The following is a 15,948-nucleotide window of genomic DNA, read 5'->3' on the forward strand; positions in this document are numbered from 1 at the left end:
CTCCATCCGGCTACGGAAGCACAGTGCTCACGCGGCGGGCGTATTCTGCTGCATGCGGTGGAAGCGCAGCACCTGCTGCGCCGTCGACGGCCGCAGCCGCTCGTAAGTATCCTTGCAGGTCACAATATCGGCCGGTTCCGCGCCGGAGAGTTCGTCGCGCATCTTGATGATGACCCTGACTGTCGCCCACGACAGCCCCGCGACCTTCGCCAAAATCATCACGCCTTCGGCGCGGCTTTCGATCATCATATTTTCGGCGATCGCCACCGGTACGTTGGCGAGCGCTGCAATCGAGGCGTTGGCCTCGTCGAATTTCCCGGCCGCGGCAAACGACGCCACCTCAGATTCGTCGAGCCGGCCGTCCTCGTACAGCGACTTGACCAGCGCGTGCGCAATCGCAGTGTCCCTGGTGATATCAGAGGTCGCCGAGCGCGCGCGCCGCGTTGCCTCCTTGACCACGGTCGGCACCTCGGCCGCCTGCTGTGGGTTGGCGGCCTCCAGCCGCTGCCGCACCGTGTCGGAGGCCTTGGCGAGCAGTTTCAGATAGAGATGCCGCGGCACGGCCGGACGCAGGCCGATGCAGGTCGTGAGATTGTCGTCGCCTTCGGCGCGGCTGACGAGGCGGGTAAAGCCGCGCTCGGTGAACTCCGCGCCGGGATTGTTTACGGTCGACTGGATCACCTCATGGTTGCCGCGCTGGACCAGCACGTCGGTGACCGCGCCGCTCAGGGTTTTGCGGGTCGAAATCGCCATCAGATGCGCCTGGCTCTTGCTGCGCGCATTCTCGATCAGAGTCTTGTCGTCGAGCCGCGTCGATTGCGACAGCACGGGACCTGCCACCTCGATGACGTCGTCGAAAGCAAGCGCGCGGATGGTGAGCGGCGGCGCGGTGTCGATCGGGGCGAGACGGTTGGCTAAAAGCATCTTCGCCGAGGTTTCGATGTGATCGATCAGGCACTGGAAGACATCGTCGAACAGCCCGACCTGCTCGTCCGAATAATCCACCGCGCCGTTGATGAAGAGATCGGTTACCCGGCGCAGGGTCTCTACCCGGCGAGCGACGGTTCCGTGCGCAAGCGTGGACTGCAGCTCATCGAGCAGACTTCCGGGAGAGGGAGAGATGGCGGCTTTCGAAATCATGACTCTGTCCTGGAGCAAAAATTGGCGGCGGATTCTGCGCCGCCGGAGCTGAAATGTGTCGGATCAGGCGCTGGTAATGCGGTTGCGTCCCTGCGCCTTGGATGCGTACAGCGCGCTGTCGGCGCGCGCGAGGAATGTGTCTGACGTCTCGTTCGGCTTCAGCGTGGCGACGCCTGCGGAAATGGTCACCTTCATGCCCGGAGAAAATGCGCTCCAATCGAGATCGGCAATAATGGCACGCAACCGGTCGAGCGCCCGCATGGCCTGGCCGGCGTCCATGTCGGGCAGCACCAGCAGGAATTCCTCGCCGCCATAGCGGCCGAACCGGTCGACGCTGCGGATGTTGGCGAACATGGTGATCGAGAATGTCCGCAGCACCTCGTCGCCGGTCGGGTGGCCGTAGGCGTCGTTGATGCGCTTGAACCAGTCGAGGTCGATCAGCGCGATCGAGCATGGCGATCCGCCGCGGGTCGCACGGGCGATCTCCTCCTCCAGCATTCGCATGATGCTGCGTCGGTTGGACGCCCCCGTCAGCTCATCGAGTTCGGCCAGTTCCTCGATCCGCTTGTACGCCGCTTTCAGTTCGAAGCTGCGGTCGTAGAGCATCTTGCGCATGGTGCTGCCGTACAATCCCACGAAGGCGCATTGCCCGATCGTGAGGACATAGGAGAGCATCGCGGCGACACGTTCGGTCTGGGTCGCAACCGGCAAACCGATCGGCGTGCTGGTCAGCAGAAAGATCGGGGCCAGGCCGATCATCGTGAGCGTCCACGTGATGACGGCCTGCCGCGAGGTCATCCGCAGCGCACCGAATCCGAAGATGAGGAATACGACGCTGAGGAAGGCAAATCCGATTCCGGGCACCGCCAGCAGAAAACAGAGCTGGAGCGCGACGTGGCCGGCGACCTGGAAGATCGTGAGATAATGATCCTCGAACCGGTCGTTGAAATGGGCCTCCGACAGCACGACGAAGATCGCCACCAACCCGATGCCGGAAAGAAAGTAGGCCGACGGAATGATGATCGGGACGGTGCCGGCGTAGCAATAGACCAGCAGAACCGAGGTGATGAGCGCGTAGCTGACGCCCTGCACGGCCAGCATCTGGCGGCGCTGGCCGGCCCGGCGGTTCAATATCTCCGGCGGCAGCCGGACCGGACGCGCGGCCGCACTGTGGGAGCCCTGCCCCTGAAGCAATGAAGCCGCGCTACTCATGTCCCGTCGCTATTGGAGTGTGCCCGACGAAACTTTAGGGAATAAAGCCTTTAGGTTTGGTATCTTTTGAAGTCGAATCGGCTCCGTTAAAACCCGGCCATTGCACTGTTTCACAACGGAAATCTGCCAGATTCCGATAGCGCGGAACCCGCGTGCGCGGGACCCTTGGGCGTAACGCAGATGCTGTCCCGCCGGCGAAGCCTTGCTAAGGTTGTAGGGTGGCCGTCTTTAGGAAAGTGTTTCCGTATTATGGTACCAATATCGGGGATCAGCTCCTTCTCGCCGGGAAAATGGCTTGGCAATCCCCGTCTGTGGGGTAGATCACACATGCAATCTGGACATTGCCGTAATGTGAAGAATCTCACCTTTCACATCGAACCGCCGGCCTCTCCCGTCAGACCAACTTTGCGAGACGGCCATTGAACGCGGCACAGGCGCCTTCAGACGAAGTTCTGATCGCTCGGATCGCTCAAGGCGACCGGCTCGCCATGCAGGTGCTTTACGGAAGGCACCATGTCAGGGTGTTCCGTTTCGGGCTTCGGCTCGTAAGGGATGAACAGATTGCGGAAGACCTCATCAGTGAGGTTTTTCTCGATGTGTGGCGTCAGGCTGGCAAATTCGAAGGCCGATCCGCCGTTACCACCTGGCTCCTGGCGATTACGCGGTTCAAAGCCCTGTCGGCGCTCAGGCGCCGCAAGGACGTTGGACTGGACGAAGAGACCGCAAACGCGATCGAGGATACGTCCGACGATCCGGAAGTGGTGGTGCAGAAGAAGGATACCGGTGCAGCGTTGCGCAAGTGCCTGACGGCACTTTCGCCAGACCATCGGGAGATCGTCGATCTCGTCTACTACCACGAGAAGTCCGTGGAAGAGGTAGCCGAAATCGTCGGCATCCCGGAGAACACCGTCAAGACGCGCCTGTTTTATGCGCGCAAAAAATTGGCCGAGTTGCTCAAAGCAGCAGGCATAGAGCGAGGTTGGCCATGATGGCAGCGAGCAGAAAAATGCTGGATCACGAGCCCAGCGAAGTCGAGATGCTGTTGCCGTTCCATGCGGCCGGCACGCTGAGCACGCGCGATGCACGCCGTGTCGAGGAGGCGCTCGCCAGCGATCCCGAGCTTGCCCGGCAATATGCCGTCATCCGGGAAGAATATGCCGAGACGATCAGCCTCAACGAGAGCCTGGGTGCGCCGTCCACGCGCGCCATGCAGAAGCTGTTTGCTGCGATCGACGGAGAGCCCGTGCGCAAGCCGTCGGTTTCGGTCAGCCTGTCCGCCCGGATATCGGAATTTTTCGCAAGGCTGTCGCCGCGTACGCTGGCCTGGTCGGCGAGCCTCGGCGCCGTGGCGCTGCTGTTGCAGGCCGGCGTGATCGGCGCCGTGCTGGTGAAGAACCAGACTGCTTTGTTCGAGACAGCGTCGCTGAGCATGAATGAGCCGTCATCCGCACCAATCACCCGCGATCTCGGAAGCAGCGCCGCGCCGCCGCGCGCGCTGGTGCGGTTTGCGCCGGAAGCGCGCATCGCCGACATTACGACGCTGCTCGACAACTATCAGGCCTCGATCGTCGATGGCGCCAAGGGCGGCATGTTCCGGCTGCAATTCGGCAACAAGGCGATGAGCAAGGACGAAGCCGCCAGCCTGATCGGCAGGCTGCAGCGCGAGAAGATCGTCAGCCTGGCGGTTGCAACGCCATAAGGCCGCCTGGCGTGGGCCGGGCAAGCTGAGGTCCCATGGTTCATGATGGCGTGAGTTGGCGGGCAAGGATCCAGCGTGCGGCATGGGTGTTGTCGGCCGCGCTGTTGCCACTAATCGCTTTCGGACTCTCGGCGGTGCATGCGCAAAGCATCATGCGCACCCCCAGTCTGAACGTTGGCTCGCGGATGCCCACCATCAGTCCGACGGTAACGCCGCGGATCAGTCCGACCATCGCGGCGCGGCCGGCCGTACGCGCCGATACCGTCGCACGGACGCCGCCGTCCCGGATCGGCACCATGAGTTCGACCTTGCGAGTCCGTCCGGGCGCCGGTGTGCGGTCGACGCTGCCCCATGCGCGGTTTTCGCCCAATCTCTATCCGGCTTGCGCATATGCGCTTCGCGGTCCCGACGGCGAATGTTTCGATCGTCCGGTGATGTCAGCCGGCGGCGGCAACGGTATCTCGGCCAAGAAAGGCAAGGGCGGATCGGGCAACAACAACGCACAGGCAGCGGTTAATCTGCGCGTGGTCAAGAACGAACTCGTAGCAGAAATCGACGGCGCGTTATCCACCACCGAAGCCGACGAACTGGCACGGCGTCACGGCCTGGAGCGCATCGCGTCTCAGAACTTCCCGTTGCTCGGCGGCACCATCGGTCTGTTCCGCATCGTCGATAACCGGCCCGCGGACACCGTGCGCCGCGAACTCGCGGCCGACGCCAGCGTGCGTTCAGTGCAGCTCAATTTCCGTTACTTCCTGCAGGATCAGAATAGGGCTTCGACCGCGGGCGATGCCGTGCAATACGCGGTCGTCCAGCTTCGGTTGCCGCAGGCGCATGCGCTCGTCCGCGGCATGAACGTCACCATCGCGGTGATCGATTCAGGTGTCGACGTCAAACATCCCGAGCTCGCCAATTCGGTCGCCGACAGCTTCGACGCGCTCGGCAGCAAGGAAGGTCCGCACGTCCACGGCACCGGCATTGCCGGCGCGATCGTTGCGCATGCCAAGCTGATGGGCAGCGCGCCGGAGGCGAGGCTGATCGCGATCCGCGCATTCGGCGCGGGATCGAAGGGCGCGGAGAGCACCTCCTATGTGATCCTCAAGGGATTGAACTACGCGGCCGAGCATGGCGCGCAGATCATCAACATGAGCTTTGCCGGCCCGAAAGATCCGCTGATCGAGCGGGGGATCGCCGCTACCGCAGCCCGTGGCATCCTGATGGTGGCTGCGGCCGGCAATGCCGGCGCGAAATCGCCGCCGCTGTATCCAGCGGCCAACCCGAACGTCATCGCGGTGAGCGGCACCGACGCGCAGGAACGGCTGTTTGCGGCGTCGAACCGGGGCAACCACATCGCGATATCAGCACCGGGCGCCGATATCTTCCTGCCGGCACCGGATGAAAAATATCAGATCACATCGGGCACCTCGTTCTCGGCCGCCTATGTCAGCGGCGTTGCCGCGCTGATGCTGGAACGCAATCCTGCGTTGAAGCCGGGTGAAATTCGCGCGATCCTGACGAAGACCGCCCGCGATCTCGGCACGCCCGGCCGCGACGATCAGTTCGGAGCAGGCGAGGCCGATGCCTTTGCCGCAGTTGCCGCAGCGGCCGCCGCGCCGGCGGTTCCGCTTGCCTCAGGTTCCGGCAAGCCGACCGGGGAAAAGGCGCCGGCGCTTGACCCGTCTGTCGATAACGCTTCCGTGAGCCGGGCGCTGAATGACTCCAAGCCATCGATGGCGTCGGACAAATCGGCGTCAAACGCTGCAAAACAGCCTGCTGCGCAGTGATTTTCCGGCGATCGTCCCGAACGCAAGGCTAAAAAAATCGCCGGGCATTTTGAACGTTCGGCGAGGGTGCTGCGACTTATTTCTGTGGGAGCGGTAATCCCTCCCCATCGGCTGTATTCGGCGCGAGCGCCCATCCACCCCAAGCGCCCCATATGGCTTGACCCGTCCGGTTGTCCCCCCGGACGGGTCTTTATTTCTCCCTAACCTCTTGATTTTGTTCAACCGACCCCTCTTCGCGTGTCTGTCGCGTGTCAAAAAGCCCTTCGGTCAGCGTGGCGTCTTCCATCGCGTGCGCGTAGGTCTTCATGAACAATCCGATGTCCGCCCAGCCGCCCAGGCTCGCCGCCGTCTTCGGGTCTACCTTGTCGCGCAGCATCTTGGTTGCGAAGCCATGCCGGCAGCTATGGAAGGTCAGCCGCTCGAAACCGGATACCGCCTCCGCAGCGGCCGCAACGTCGTCATCCCAGAAGCGGCGAAGCTGGCTCTCCGACCAATAGAGCGGCTTCTTGTCCCGCGGCAGGTTCGCCAGCGCCACCAATAGAGGCTGCGTCATGTGGGCGAACCGCTCGTTTCCGGTCTTGGTGTCGCGGATCTTGATCGTCCGGCCCTGGAAGTCGATGTCTGCCCACTCCAGGCGATGCGCCTCCGAGAAGCGGCAGGCAGTCGAGAACATGGTCAGCACCAGCGCCTTGATGACCGGCCGGGCATGAGCGCACAGGGTATTGACCCACTCCAGCGAAACCGGCTTCTTGATCTTGGCGTCGAACTTGAATCGCTTAATCCTGATCGGCGGGCAAAGCTCCAGCTCGGCACAGTGATTGATGATCGCCTGCGTCGGCGTGATCACCTGGCGATTCCGCGTGGCGCCGCCGGCTTTCGGATATAGATCGATCGCGCTCTGTCGGATCGCGCCGGCCGTCATCTTGCTGACCTCAGTGTTCTTCCAGTGGTCTTCAATCTTGCTCAGATACTTGTCCGACTTCCCAGCCTTTAGATAGAGGGCGACGGCCTGCGGAAAGGTCAGGGTTTTTTGCGGCCCATCGAGATGACGTTTGTGGGTCCGGTTTTCGATCTCGGACGCAATACGCGCGGCGACCTTGCGGTCCGTTGTGCCAGTCGTGCCTCGTAGTCGATGTCCGGCAACTGACCCGCGGTAGTGCCATATATCTCTTCCATCGCGCGTGCGCCGCTTGAATAGCTTGAGGGGCATAGCTTCGTCGCCTCCAGTATCACATTAATATCTTCGGGCATGAGCGCCATACGATTGCCCAAAACCCGGCACGCGCCAAGCTTCTTTGCGAGTTGCCGCACACGTTTCGGCGACCAACCCATGTCCTTCGCAAAGGCTTCTGGCGTAATGGCCCTTGGCAGCATCATGGGGTCTCACGATCCGACGGAGGGAGCGAGAGCGCCCTGATGCGGTTGGCGGCAATTTGAGCCCCGACCGATTCAGCGACGCCATAATGCGTTCTGATTGAGGGGATCGCATCTTCAGCCACCTTGGCGCACTGCTCGATGATCTCGGCGCGGATGAGCCGGAGCGTGAATTGCGTTGGCGACTCGGTTTTTTGCTTTTCAATCATGGCTGTTGCTCTCTTCCCACACCACCAGTGGAGCCCTCGGTAAATGCGAGATCGGGCCGCAGCTTGCGTATAGTTCTGGCCGCCTCTCTGCACATGAACCGAAGACCATTGGGGCCAATTCCACTATTCTCTGCGGCGACTTCTTCAAGCGCCAGCGTGAAGGAAGCGATCTCTTCGAGTTCTGTGACGCTCATAGCCCGAAAGCCTCCTGCTTGATGGATTTGGTGGCCTCGCCAAATAGGCTGGGGCGAGCAAGTTCTTCGGCGATCCGTTTGCAGGCTGTATCGAAATGTTTGGGATCAATTTCGATGCCGAAGAACTTGCGGCCCAGTTTGACGGCGGCCACACCCGTCGTCCCGCTTCCCATAAACGGGTCGAGCACTATCCAGTCTTGGTGACTCAATGCGGAGATCAGGAACTCAAGTACAAGAACTGGTTTTTCTGTTGGATGAACCATTTCAGATGATGCGACTCTTTTCGATCTAACGATATTGAGTGGCCTTGTGTCGTTGACCTTCATGAGGTGTCTTGCTGGAGCAGAAACATAGATCAGTTCATGCGAGTTTCCGAAATGAGACAGGTTTCCCTTTCCGAGGTCATTTTTGTCCCAAATGACGCAATTGCAGGGCGGGAAAAGGTGTTCAAATGCCGCATGGACGTCGCGCCACACGTCCCATCTGGTGAATAAGCCAAGCGTTTTGGGGTCGCACAAGGCCAACGCTGGCGCGAGGTGGAGCAGCATCCTTCGGAATTCTACTGGCCCGTCGGCGTGCACCTTGCCCCGAGTGTTATAGGGCTTGTAATTCAATCCATAAGGCGGGTCAGTAACCACGGCATCCACCTTGCCAAGCGTTGGCATTATATCTCGACAGTCCCCGAGATAAAGTTCAACGCCTTCAGCCAATGTTTCCTTGCGCGTCACTGGGGGTCTTTCGGTGTGGACACAGCAGCCGGGAAGTCCTCGGGATCAAGTATCTCGCCTGGGTCTAATGCCGCGTTGGCGCCTTCGTCGGTAAGATAAAAGTGGACCATCTTGCCGCCGCCCTTCTCCCGCTCAGCGAGGCCGCGCCGGCACATATCATTCCATTCATCCTCGCTCGGGGTATCGATCGAAGTGAAATACCTGTTGCGGTAGGACCGCTTGCGCTCGCCGTCGAGGCCGAGAGCGTGGCGCGCCATTTTGCGTTGGGATGGTGTCATGGAGTGTTTCTTTCTTGCGAAGACAGCGCGGATACCTTGAAGTTGGCTAAGAGGTCTCGCGCCAACTCCGCACTAGCTCTTTCCTTGAGCCCGGTTGTCCAAAGAAAGTTGGCTAGCGTATCTGCGCTGATAGGCCGCCCATAAGTAGCGGCGGGTTGCGGACCATCAGCCAAAACGGCGTGACAGGTGGCACAGGTTCGATTTTGTGCAATCGTCTTTAGGGATTCGCGGAGAAGTGACGTTATCGACTCCGGCACGCCGTCCCAGTCATCGCCATCGATTGCATTGGTGTATTCAAACAGGAAGTCTTCTGGCGCCGTTGCCAGTTCACCCGGCGCAGGGCAGATGCCTTCCCCGGCAGCCCACAACGCGAAGCGCAGCGCCTCGTAAATAAAACTGAGGGTCGCTTCTCTTTCCCGATCGCGTTTCAGTGCCTCTTTTGCAGTATTCACCTTCGCCATCCGCGCCGCTCGTATTTCGTGGCAAGTACAGGAGCCAAAATTTCCCGCCTCGCAACCAGACAAATGTTTCATTTGGGAGCCTCGCGATGTGGGCGCGACAGGGCGGTATCGTCCAAGAGTTTTCGCCATTCGACGGAACACTCTCGCTCGGCAGCAGTCATTTTTGCTCGCGCCGCGGCGAGTTCGGATTCGAGCCTATGATATTCCTCGCGGGCATCACGGTAGCGCTTGTGCGCGCTTTCGTATGTGATGCTCATGTCTGGCGCTCCGGAGAGGGAAGCGCGGATAGCTTTTCGGCATCAAGCTCCAGTGCGCGGTCCATGCAGCGGCGACAAACGTTGTCGAACTCCATGCTGTTGATGCCCCCGCACGCGGAGCAGCGCCATTTCGTGCGCATGTGCGCTGTATCGTCTTCCTGCTCACGCATGGCTCTTGCCCTCCGTCGATGACACCGAGGATAGGGCGGCGTTCGCGGCATCAAGCATTTCGCGCGGCGAGAAATCGGGGGCAGCCGCGAAACCTAATTCCATCTCAGCGGCGGCTTTCGCCATCTTCGCAACGGCCACCAGGGCAAGATCTGGCGATCGTTGGGCAGGATCGACACCCTTTGAGAGCGCACACCCAAAGAGTTCGCACCCGCGATTATCGCAGTCCTCACAGTTTGGCGGTGTCGCCGCTTGAGCGTTGAGGACGGCAATATCACGGGCGGCCTTCTGCGCAATATCCTCGTTCATCACAGTCGCATGTGACGTGCCGTATATTTCCGGGTCGCGCTTGTTCTTCATTGCACGAAGAACGATGGCTTCCACGGTGTCAGGAGAGCACTTGTGAGGTTCGGTCATGCGTTAACTCCCCCTATAGCCGTTCGAAGCCGCCTCGATCGCAAGCGCGGCTCCTGCAAACAAAATCCCCACCGCCAGAAAGAACAGCGGCGGCCAGATCAGATACAGCGCCGTAACAACAGTGATTAGCGATAGCCAGATGCGAGCAGAGTTCACTGGCAAAATCCTTTCGTCAGAGAAGCCAAAGCCCACCCGAGGGCTAATGTTGCGATGAACATAACGGCCAAGATCGCGTATCCTGTAATTGGTCCACGTCGGATCATTTGAAAAAATCCAAGATCGGCCCGAAATTCCCGCTGTAAAGCTTGAGGGCGACGAGCGCCGCGCCGATGATCAAAAGCCATTTCGTCATTGCCGGTCCTCCCAACACATCCAAAACCAGGCCGCGAAGAAGATTTCAGGAATCGGGGATATCGGGGTCATGGACTTGCCCTCATGGGCTGAATGCGTGGAGGTGTGGTCATGATCGTTCGATCTCCAACATGGAAAAGAAAAGCCCGAGCAGCCAGCCCAAGCCGAGCGCGGCAAAAATCTGCACAGCGCGGCCGGTGTCGAAATAGACCGCAGTCGAGAAATTTGCGGCCTGGAATAAAACTATCAGCGCCATGAGCCTCATCCCCGATCCCCCTTCATCATCGCGACACTGGCGTAAGCGCCACCGCGACCGCCGCGTTGAACATCAGCCAGAGCATCACGAGGTGCCAAAGCGTGATCATCACGCGACCTTCGCGAACCGACTGGTGACGAGCTGCATCACGTTCAAAATCGAATAGAGTTCTTGCTCGCGGCCGACGAACGAGCGCGGATCTGCGTTTGACAATTCGAGGAGCCAGGTTGCATCGTGGCGCAGTGACGACAGAACGGCGTCGGTATCACTCGGCTCTTCGCTGAGAATGATCGTGGTCATTGTGCTGCCCCCATTTCGAAATCGACTGCCTTCAGTTGCTCCTCGAACTCATAATCGAGGCGCGTTTCCTCAATGCGCTTCCAGCGCTCCACCGGGTTCAAGGGCCAGAGAAGATTCCATTGAGCTTTGAGGATGTCGGCGAGTTGCTCGTTGCTCATATCGTCACCGCGATCAAAGCACCGATTGCAAAGAAGATGACTAGCCCGAAGATGCCTTCATAGATGTCCATCACGCTGCCACCTCGACGCCAACGCCGGCCTCGGCCATCAGCTCATCGGTGCAGTCGAAAACGTAGCCGCCCTCGATGTGCTGGATGAACGCGATGTTGGTGTATTCGCCGGAGCTGATGCGGGCGACGACCCCGCGGCGGGTGATCTCGGGATCGACAACGGCCTCTAGGCCGCGCTTCCCGAAGTCGATCATCACGACGTAATAGGAGTGGCTGGCGTGCTGAGTGGTGCTGCAATGTGCGGGCATCTGATTTGCTCCCCGGCTCGATCTGATGGGAGCAACCTACTTCAGACTTTCTGAAATCGCAATAGAGGATTTCATGATTTCTGAAATTATTTCTCGCCCGTAATTCCACGGTTTCTGAAAGATGCAACTTTACATAACGGAATCAGCGTGACACGCTTTCGTCCACAACCCGACACAATCGATTCACGGGGCGGGCTGTTCTATATATGTTCTATGGGGTAAAATTAAAAATAGTGGGGTAGTGCGATGGGAATGGGAATGCCTCTAGGCTGGCACCGCCGAGCCGCAATCATCCTAGCCGGCCAACTGCCAGATAATACCGCGGACGCTCTATTGGTCCTGCAAGCCGTCAGGGAGCTGATTGATACTTTCCTGGTCGATCACCCTGACGAGGGCGCCCGAAGGGCCACAAACGTCATACCATTCGCTGGTTAACGCTGGGTGCCCACTAGGCCAGCGGCTTCTGCCTCTTCCAGGCGGCGCCGCAGGTCCACCGTCATGCCATCCATAACGCCCCTTAGGATATAGTCTGTGGTCAGGCCGGGAACTCGTTCGGCCATCTGGATCGCCGCATTGAGCGAGATCCTGACGCCGTTTTCATAATTACTGAGCTGGGGGAGTGTCCATCCCATCCGCTTCGCCCATCTTGATGAATTAGTCTCGCCCTCTGCCAAGCGAATCAAGCGCAATCGCGTAGCCATCGGGCTAAATTTCCCGCCGCTTTGCTTGGTATGCATTTTTACGCTTTCACCATCCCCTAGGAAATTTTTGCACGCCCTCTGAATAATTCAAAGGCGGAAATGCGATGTTTTGGTCACACGCCTTGGAACCATTCTAATCACGGATGCGTGACCATGCAGATTTCATGGTCCTACATGAACGCAGAAATTCATATTTCTTTTTTCTGAATGCTTGCATGTTCAGAACTTCTGAAATATAAGGGGTTCATGGACACGGATGAACTTCTCACTGCGGACGCGGTAGTTAACGCCCTCGGCGGCACCAAAGCCGTTGCGAATTTGATTGGGCGCACGGACCCCGCTGTTTCGAATTGGCGGAAGGCCGGGAAGTTTCCCGCCTACACGTACCAGCCCCTGAAAAGCCATCTCGTATCGATCGGCAAAGACGCCCCCGATTCTCTTTGGACATCGGATTGGAAAGCTCGTGGCTGACGGCAACTGCTCATTCTGCGGCAAGCGTCACGATCAGGTTTTCCGGATCATCACCAGCGATGGCTGCAAGATTTGCAACGAGTGCGTTGGCCGCTGCGCCAACATCATCGCAACTGAACTCCAAAGGGTGGCGGCTGACATCATCGCGCTTCCGCCGCCACTTCCGCCTACGGAGGGATGAAATGAGAAATTTCGGATTTCCGAGTGAAACAACCCGGCTGATGTCGGGGGCACAACCATCAGCCGGGTCTCACATCGCGCGGGGGGCACAGCGCGATTCAAATTCGTTAGCCGGCAATTCTCCCAGCCGGTTCAACTTGGCCGTCGTTCGCGGCGGCTCTTTTCTTCATAAGCACGAACTCAATCCAGTTCAAAAACTTGATGCGGTCTTCGATCACCGTGAGTTCGCTGCCTGCTTCTTCGTGACTGTCTTTGGAATTTCCGTTGGTGTCCTGCTTGCGATTGCCGTCGCGTTGCTGGACTGGAGCTAACAGGCGGGGATGCCTGGTTAGAAGTGGTTGGTTGTCGTTAGCCGCGTCTTTCATGTCCGAACTAAAAACATGGAAGGGTTTGCAAATGGGAAAAAAGGTTCTGCCGATGTCTGACGCTGCGTATCTGGATCAGGCCGCCCTGTGGTCGAAAGACCTCACGCGTATGAAAGCCCGAGGGCCAGGCGATACTGAAAACGCCATGCGCCAAATCGAACGTCAGTATGGAGTGGATTACGGTTTCCTCTGGTCGCTTCGATATCGCCGGGACCGACTGAGGACAATCAGCATCTCGGTCTACGAGAGCATCAGGGCGGCTTATCGCGCAGAGTGTGCGGCACAAATGCGAAAGCTGGAACATGAAATCAAAGTCACCGAGGAAATTACCGGGGCTGATCACGCTGCTGTGCGGGCGGCTAAGGCTCTGGTGGGCACGACTGAGGGGGAATAGATCATGACACACGACGTTGCAGTGCATGTGCACGATCCCGACCCGCCACAAGGAACAGGCTGCGTTTGCGGCAAAGAGAAGTGGGGGGCGCAAGAATGGATACGCGTCAAACATCTCATCGGCAGGGGTCACGACGTCGCCAGTATCGCCCTGATGATCGGGCGATCAAGGGAGCAAGTCAAAGGCAAGATCCGCTGGGAAAATATGAGTGCGGAGAAGCGGCAAGCTCGTCGTGATCGCATCAACGCCCGCAGAAACGAAAGCGGCGAATACCGCTCCACTCCGCGACCCGACAAGCCAACCATAACCCACAGAGCGCCACCCGAGGCTCTTGCTGAGCGTGCGATGCGGCTATCAGCGCCGCAAACACTCACAGGTGCGTTCTGTGGAGACCCGCCAATCGGTTTCTCGGCACTGGACCGCAAGCTGAGTGGCAAGGCTGAAGAACCTTATATTGATCACAGTCTCGCGCAGCTTCAGCGCAAGCCTTCGCTTGTGCCGGTGCCGGCATGACCATCATCATGGGCGTTGATCCCGGCATCTCCGGCGCCGTCGCGTTCTACTTCCCGATGGTGCCGAGCCGCATCGCTGTCGATGACGTGCCTGTGGCCGGCGGCGAGATCAACGTGAACGAGCTCGCCCGCCTGATCCGCATTCACCGCCCGACGCTGGCGGTTATCGAGCGCGTGTCAGCGATGCCAGGTCAAGGGGTGGTCTCCATGTTCAATTTTGGCCGCTCCTACGGCGACGTTCGCGGCGTCATTGGCGCCATGGATGTGCCTCTGCACTTCGTAACGCCGCAGAAGTGGAAGAAGCATTTCGGTCTGTCCTCCGACAAGGACGAGTGCCGGCTGCGCGCGATCCGCATGTTCCCGACTGCGGCCGAAAGCTTCAAGCTGAAGAAGCATGACGGCCGGGCCGAGGCGGCCCTGATCGCGCTCTATGGCGCTGAAGTCTTGATGAAGGTGGCGGCATGAAATCTTTCGCCAGGCATTCCCCGAGCAGCCTTAACCTCTTCTCCGGCTGCGTTTCAATGTTCGTTGTCGAGAAAATCCTGGGCCGCCGCCAGCCAGTCGGGGCACCGGCCCACCGCGGCACAGCAGTTGAGGACGGCGTGACGCACGGCCTGATGAACCCGGCCGCGTCGATGGAAGAGTGCAACAACGTTGCCTTCAAGAAGTACGACACGATCACCGCACTTTCTGCGGACAAAAGGCGCGAGGAATACCGCACGACCATTCCTGACATGGTGAAGTCAGCTCTTGAAGAGTTGCGACCTTACGGTGTTCCGACCGAGTGTCAGAAGTTTGTCGAGTGGAAACCGGAAGGGTTGGATTATCCCATCGTCGGCTACCTCGATTATCACTGGGCCGAGCACAACATCACCATCGACCTCAAGACGACCGAAAAGATGCCGTCTGCGGTCAAGGTCGCGCACGCCCGGCAAGTGTCCCTCTATGTCACGTCGAACAACGCCGACGCCCGTGCTTGCTACGTGACGCCGAAGAAGCAGGCCACATACCGGATCGAGAACATCAACGACCACCGCAACGCGCTCTACCGCATGGCACTGCGCTGCGAAGCGTTCCTCGCGCTGTCAGACGATCCGCAGTTCTTCGTCAACATTACCGTGCCCGACCTTGAGTCCTTCTATTGGTCTGGGCCTGCGGCGCGGCAGTTGGCTTTCGAGATTTGGGGCATCTAACCCCAATTGGCACGCCACCCGCCTGAGCGGTGGTTTTGTTGCAAGAGGAGAACCCGATGGGTCTCGGTTTATCGACTGGTGGAACTGGTGGCGGCGATATTCAGCCGTATATTAATTACGACGCAAAAGCAGGGCGAATGTTTCGTGTCGATCGCGCGCAGGGAGGCGACGGCACTTGGCACACGGACAAGGTGGAGATCACCAACACCGTGCAGATGGTGATGGACCTCGCCAACATCCGCGTTGGCTGGATCAACTACACAACACAGGGGCCGGTTCGGCGCCTGGTGACGCTCGGCAAGGAGCCGATCCCGCCGCGCCCCGACGACAAGAACGCGGAAGGCAAGCCGGCCTTTAAGCAGGGGTTCGAAGTCCAGTTGTTGCTGGACAAGAACAGCGGGGGCGGCGTTCCGCGCGTGTTCGGATCTGCGGCTGGTTGCGTGATCGAGGCTATGGACGCCTTGCACGACGCCTTCTCTGCGGCGCCCGAGAGCAAGGCTGGCAAGCTGCCGATCGTCAAGATCGCCAGCGTCCAGCCCGTCAAATCGGGCCAGTCCACGAACTACAAGCCGAGCTTTGCCATCGTGAACTGGATGGATCGTCCGGCCCCGTTGGCTGGAGAGGCTGCGGCTGTCGCTTCACCCAGCACGGCACCTTCTACCGGGTCAACCATCGTACCGCCGCCGACTGTGGCACCGCAGCCGGCCCCGTTGGCTGACGCAAACAGCTTCGGTTAGTCGGTCGGCGACACACTGAAGTCTTACGACAACGTGACCGGACCCGCTGCGGCCCGGTCACACTACACGGCATCACAGATAAGTCACGGG

General features: G+C 59.5%; 24 protein-coding genes and 1 pseudogene. 9 read left to right on the top strand and 16 right to left on the bottom strand.

Annotation, left to right across the window (positions count from 1 at the left end; all coding sequences use genetic code 11):
- Window positions 1-27: 27 nt before the first annotated feature.
- Together GWE18_RS00130 and GWE18_RS00135 are read right to left on the bottom strand one after the other, a co-directional pair.
- Window positions 28-1,140 (bottom strand): DUF2336 domain-containing protein, encoded by a 1,113-nt coding sequence (locus GWE18_RS00130; protein ID WP_275183796.1) that lies wholly within the window; start codon window positions 1,138-1,140, stop codon window positions 28-30.
- A 63-nt stretch (window positions 1,141-1,203) separates the two neighbouring features.
- A complete protein-coding gene (locus tag GWE18_RS00135) occupies window positions 1,204-2,352 on the bottom strand; it encodes a GGDEF domain-containing protein (protein ID WP_275183797.1) in 1,149 nt (382 codons plus the stop codon).
- A gap of 419 nt (window positions 2,353-2,771) precedes the next feature.
- Here GWE18_RS00135 and GWE18_RS00140 point away from each other — a divergent pair, with 419 nt between their 5' ends.
- From GWE18_RS00140 to GWE18_RS00150, 3 genes are all read left to right on the top strand, one after another.
- Entirely contained in the window at window positions 2,772-3,341 is a 570-nt protein-coding gene (locus GWE18_RS00140; protein ID WP_275183798.1) for a sigma-70 family RNA polymerase sigma factor, read from the top strand.
- Window positions 3,338-4,051, top strand: coding sequence for a hypothetical protein (locus GWE18_RS00145; protein ID WP_275183799.1), 714 nt, complete (start codon window positions 3,338-3,340; stop codon window positions 4,049-4,051). The genes GWE18_RS00140 and GWE18_RS00145 overlap by 4 nt, the downstream gene beginning before the upstream one ends.
- Window positions 4,052-4,203: 152 nt before the next feature.
- Window positions 4,204-5,835: a S8 family serine peptidase gene (locus GWE18_RS00150; protein WP_275183800.1), complete on the top strand. Its 1,632-nt coding sequence runs from the start codon at window positions 4,204-4,206 to the stop codon at window positions 5,833-5,835.
- A gap of 190 nt (window positions 5,836-6,025) precedes the next feature.
- Here GWE18_RS00150 and GWE18_RS00155 read toward each other — a convergent pair whose 3' ends face one another.
- From GWE18_RS00155 to GWE18_RS00220, 14 genes and pseudogenes are all read right to left on the bottom strand, one after another.
- Window positions 6,026-7,045, bottom strand: coding sequence for a tyrosine-type recombinase/integrase (locus tag GWE18_RS00155; protein WP_275183801.1), 1,020 nt, complete (start codon window positions 7,043-7,045; stop codon window positions 6,026-6,028).
- Window positions 7,046-7,208: 163 nt separating this feature from the next.
- Window positions 7,209-7,418 (bottom strand): hypothetical protein, encoded by a 210-nt coding sequence (locus GWE18_RS00160; RefSeq protein ID WP_275183802.1) that lies wholly within the window; start codon window positions 7,416-7,418, stop codon window positions 7,209-7,211.
- Window positions 7,415-7,612, bottom strand: a complete 198-nt coding sequence (locus tag GWE18_RS00165) for a hypothetical protein (RefSeq protein ID WP_275183803.1) — start codon at window positions 7,610-7,612, stop codon at window positions 7,415-7,417. Before GWE18_RS00165 ends, GWE18_RS00160 begins: the two co-directional genes overlap by 4 nt.
- The gene (locus tag GWE18_RS00170) at window positions 7,609-8,340 is read right to left on the bottom strand and encodes a DNA methyltransferase (protein ID WP_275183804.1); all 732 of its coding nucleotides are present in this window, start codon (window positions 8,338-8,340) and stop codon (window positions 7,609-7,611) included. Before GWE18_RS00170 ends, GWE18_RS00165 begins: the two co-directional genes overlap by 4 nt.
- Window positions 8,337-8,618 (bottom strand): hypothetical protein, encoded by a 282-nt coding sequence (locus GWE18_RS00175; protein ID WP_275183805.1) that lies wholly within the window; start codon window positions 8,616-8,618, stop codon window positions 8,337-8,339. The genes GWE18_RS00170 and GWE18_RS00175 overlap by 4 nt, the downstream gene beginning before the upstream one ends.
- Window positions 8,615-9,079: a hypothetical protein gene (locus GWE18_RS00180; protein WP_275183806.1), complete on the bottom strand. Its 465-nt coding sequence runs from the start codon at window positions 9,077-9,079 to the stop codon at window positions 8,615-8,617. The genes GWE18_RS00175 and GWE18_RS00180 overlap by 4 nt, the downstream gene beginning before the upstream one ends.
- Window positions 9,080-9,332: 253 nt before the next feature.
- Window positions 9,333-9,506: a hypothetical protein gene (locus tag GWE18_RS00185; RefSeq protein ID WP_275183807.1), complete on the bottom strand. Its 174-nt coding sequence runs from the start codon at window positions 9,504-9,506 to the stop codon at window positions 9,333-9,335.
- Entirely contained in the window at window positions 9,499-9,921 is a 423-nt protein-coding gene (locus tag GWE18_RS00190; RefSeq protein WP_275183808.1) for a hypothetical protein, read from the bottom strand. The genes GWE18_RS00185 and GWE18_RS00190 overlap by 8 nt, the downstream gene beginning before the upstream one ends.
- 3 nt (window positions 9,922-9,924) lie before the next feature.
- Complete coding sequence (locus GWE18_RS00195) at window positions 9,925-10,077, bottom strand: hypothetical protein (RefSeq protein WP_275183809.1); 153 nt, start codon at window positions 10,075-10,077, stop codon at window positions 9,925-9,927.
- 304 nt (window positions 10,078-10,381) lie between these two features.
- Entirely contained in the window at window positions 10,382-10,528 is a 147-nt protein-coding gene (locus tag GWE18_RS00200; RefSeq protein WP_275183810.1) for a hypothetical protein, read from the bottom strand.
- Between the two features lie 108 nt (window positions 10,529-10,636).
- Window positions 10,637-10,828 carry a hypothetical protein gene (locus GWE18_RS00205; RefSeq protein ID WP_275183811.1) on the bottom strand — a complete coding sequence of 64 codons (192 nt, stop codon included), beginning with the start codon at window positions 10,826-10,828 and terminating at the stop codon, window positions 10,637-10,639.
- On the bottom strand, window positions 10,825-10,986 hold the full coding sequence (locus GWE18_RS00210; RefSeq protein ID WP_275183812.1) for a hypothetical protein: 162 nt from the start codon (window positions 10,984-10,986) through the stop codon (window positions 10,825-10,827). The genes GWE18_RS00205 and GWE18_RS00210 overlap by 4 nt, the downstream gene beginning before the upstream one ends.
- A gap of 97 nt (window positions 10,987-11,083) precedes the next feature.
- Window positions 11,084-11,305: pseudogene (locus tag GWE18_RS00215) on the bottom strand (hypothetical protein); the annotation flags it as partial.
- Window positions 11,306-11,736: 431 nt separating this feature from the next.
- Entirely contained in the window at window positions 11,737-12,042 is a 306-nt protein-coding gene (locus tag GWE18_RS00220; protein ID WP_275183813.1) for a hypothetical protein, read from the bottom strand.
- A gap of 617 nt (window positions 12,043-12,659) precedes the next feature.
- Between GWE18_RS00220 and GWE18_RS00225 the strand changes: the two genes are divergently transcribed.
- The 6 genes from GWE18_RS00225 to GWE18_RS00250 are packed head-to-tail and all read left to right on the top strand — an operon-like array spanning window position 12,660 to window position 15,858.
- Entirely contained in the window at window positions 12,660-12,968 is a 309-nt protein-coding gene (locus GWE18_RS00225; RefSeq protein ID WP_275183814.1) for a hypothetical protein, read from the top strand.
- A gap of 52 nt (window positions 12,969-13,020) precedes the next feature.
- Window positions 13,021-13,416 (top strand): hypothetical protein, encoded by a 396-nt coding sequence (locus tag GWE18_RS00230; protein ID WP_275183815.1) that lies wholly within the window; start codon window positions 13,021-13,023, stop codon window positions 13,414-13,416.
- 3 nt (window positions 13,417-13,419) lie between these two features.
- Window positions 13,420-13,929: a hypothetical protein gene (locus GWE18_RS00235; RefSeq protein WP_275183816.1), complete on the top strand. Its 510-nt coding sequence runs from the start codon at window positions 13,420-13,422 to the stop codon at window positions 13,927-13,929.
- A complete protein-coding gene (locus tag GWE18_RS00240; protein ID WP_275183817.1) occupies window positions 13,926-14,393 on the top strand; it encodes a hypothetical protein in 468 nt (155 codons plus the stop codon). Before GWE18_RS00235 ends, GWE18_RS00240 begins: the two co-directional genes overlap by 4 nt.
- Window positions 14,390-15,121: a PD-(D/E)XK nuclease family protein gene (locus tag GWE18_RS00245; RefSeq protein WP_275183818.1), complete on the top strand. Its 732-nt coding sequence runs from the start codon at window positions 14,390-14,392 to the stop codon at window positions 15,119-15,121. The genes GWE18_RS00240 and GWE18_RS00245 overlap by 4 nt, the downstream gene beginning before the upstream one ends.
- 38 nt (window positions 15,122-15,159) lie before the next feature.
- Window positions 15,160-15,858: a hypothetical protein gene (locus GWE18_RS00250; RefSeq protein ID WP_275183819.1), complete on the top strand. Its 699-nt coding sequence runs from the start codon at window positions 15,160-15,162 to the stop codon at window positions 15,856-15,858.
- Window positions 15,859-15,948: the final 90 nt, after the last annotated feature.

Origin of the sequence: Bradyrhizobium sp. CSA112 (assembly GCF_029051645.1) — a bacterium.
GTDB lineage: Bacteria > Pseudomonadota > Alphaproteobacteria > Rhizobiales > Xanthobacteraceae > Bradyrhizobium.

Bases quoted from the DNA above. Each gene is read 5' to 3' on its own strand.
- GWE18_RS00130 (WP_275183796.1), bottom strand. From the start codon at position 1,140: ATGATTTCGAAAGCCGCCATCTCTCCCTCTCCCGGAAGTCTGCTCGAT.
- GWE18_RS00135 (WP_275183797.1), bottom strand. From the start codon at position 2,352: ATGAGTAGCGCGGCTTCATTGCTTCAGGGGCAGGGCTCCCACAGTGCG.
- GWE18_RS00145 (WP_275183799.1), top strand. From the start codon at position 3,338: ATGATGGCAGCGAGCAGAAAAATGCTGGATCACGAGCCCAGCGAAGTC.
- GWE18_RS00150 (WP_275183800.1), top strand. From the start codon at position 4,204: ATGCGCACCCCCAGTCTGAACGTTGGCTCGCGGATGCCCACCATCAGT.
- GWE18_RS00155 (WP_275183801.1), bottom strand. From the start codon at position 7,045: ATGCCCCTCAAGCTATTCAAGCGGCGCACGCGCGATGGAAGAGATATA.
- GWE18_RS00160 (WP_275183802.1), bottom strand. From the start codon at position 7,418: ATGATTGAAAAGCAAAAAACCGAGTCGCCAACGCAATTCACGCTCCGG.
- GWE18_RS00165 (WP_275183803.1), bottom strand. From the start codon at position 7,612: ATGAGCGTCACAGAACTCGAAGAGATCGCTTCCTTCACGCTGGCGCTT.
- GWE18_RS00175 (WP_275183805.1), bottom strand. From the start codon at position 8,618: ATGACACCATCCCAACGCAAAATGGCGCGCCACGCTCTCGGCCTCGAC.
- GWE18_RS00180 (WP_275183806.1), bottom strand. From the start codon at position 9,079: ATGGCGAAGGTGAATACTGCAAAAGAGGCACTGAAACGCGATCGGGAA.
- GWE18_RS00185 (WP_275183807.1), bottom strand. From the start codon at position 9,506: ATGCGTGAGCAGGAAGACGATACAGCGCACATGCGCACGAAATGGCGC.
- GWE18_RS00190 (WP_275183808.1), bottom strand. From the start codon at position 9,921: ATGACCGAACCTCACAAGTGCTCTCCTGACACCGTGGAAGCCATCGTT.
- GWE18_RS00200 (WP_275183810.1), bottom strand. From the start codon at position 10,528: ATGGCGCTGATAGTTTTATTCCAGGCCGCAAATTTCTCGACTGCGGTC.
- GWE18_RS00205 (WP_275183811.1), bottom strand. From the start codon at position 10,828: ATGACCACGATCATTCTCAGCGAAGAGCCGAGTGATACCGACGCCGTT.
- GWE18_RS00210 (WP_275183812.1), bottom strand. From the start codon at position 10,986: ATGAGCAACGAGCAACTCGCCGACATCCTCAAAGCTCAATGGAATCTT.
- GWE18_RS00220 (WP_275183813.1), bottom strand. From the start codon at position 12,042: ATGCATACCAAGCAAAGCGGCGGGAAATTTAGCCCGATGGCTACGCGA.
- GWE18_RS00225 (WP_275183814.1), top strand. From the start codon at position 12,660: ATGAGAAATTTCGGATTTCCGAGTGAAACAACCCGGCTGATGTCGGGG.
- GWE18_RS00230 (WP_275183815.1), top strand. From the start codon at position 13,021: ATGTCCGAACTAAAAACATGGAAGGGTTTGCAAATGGGAAAAAAGGTT.
- GWE18_RS00235 (WP_275183816.1), top strand. From the start codon at position 13,420: ATGACACACGACGTTGCAGTGCATGTGCACGATCCCGACCCGCCACAA.
- GWE18_RS00240 (WP_275183817.1), top strand. From the start codon at position 13,926: ATGACCATCATCATGGGCGTTGATCCCGGCATCTCCGGCGCCGTCGCG.
- GWE18_RS00245 (WP_275183818.1), top strand. From the start codon at position 14,390: ATGAAATCTTTCGCCAGGCATTCCCCGAGCAGCCTTAACCTCTTCTCC.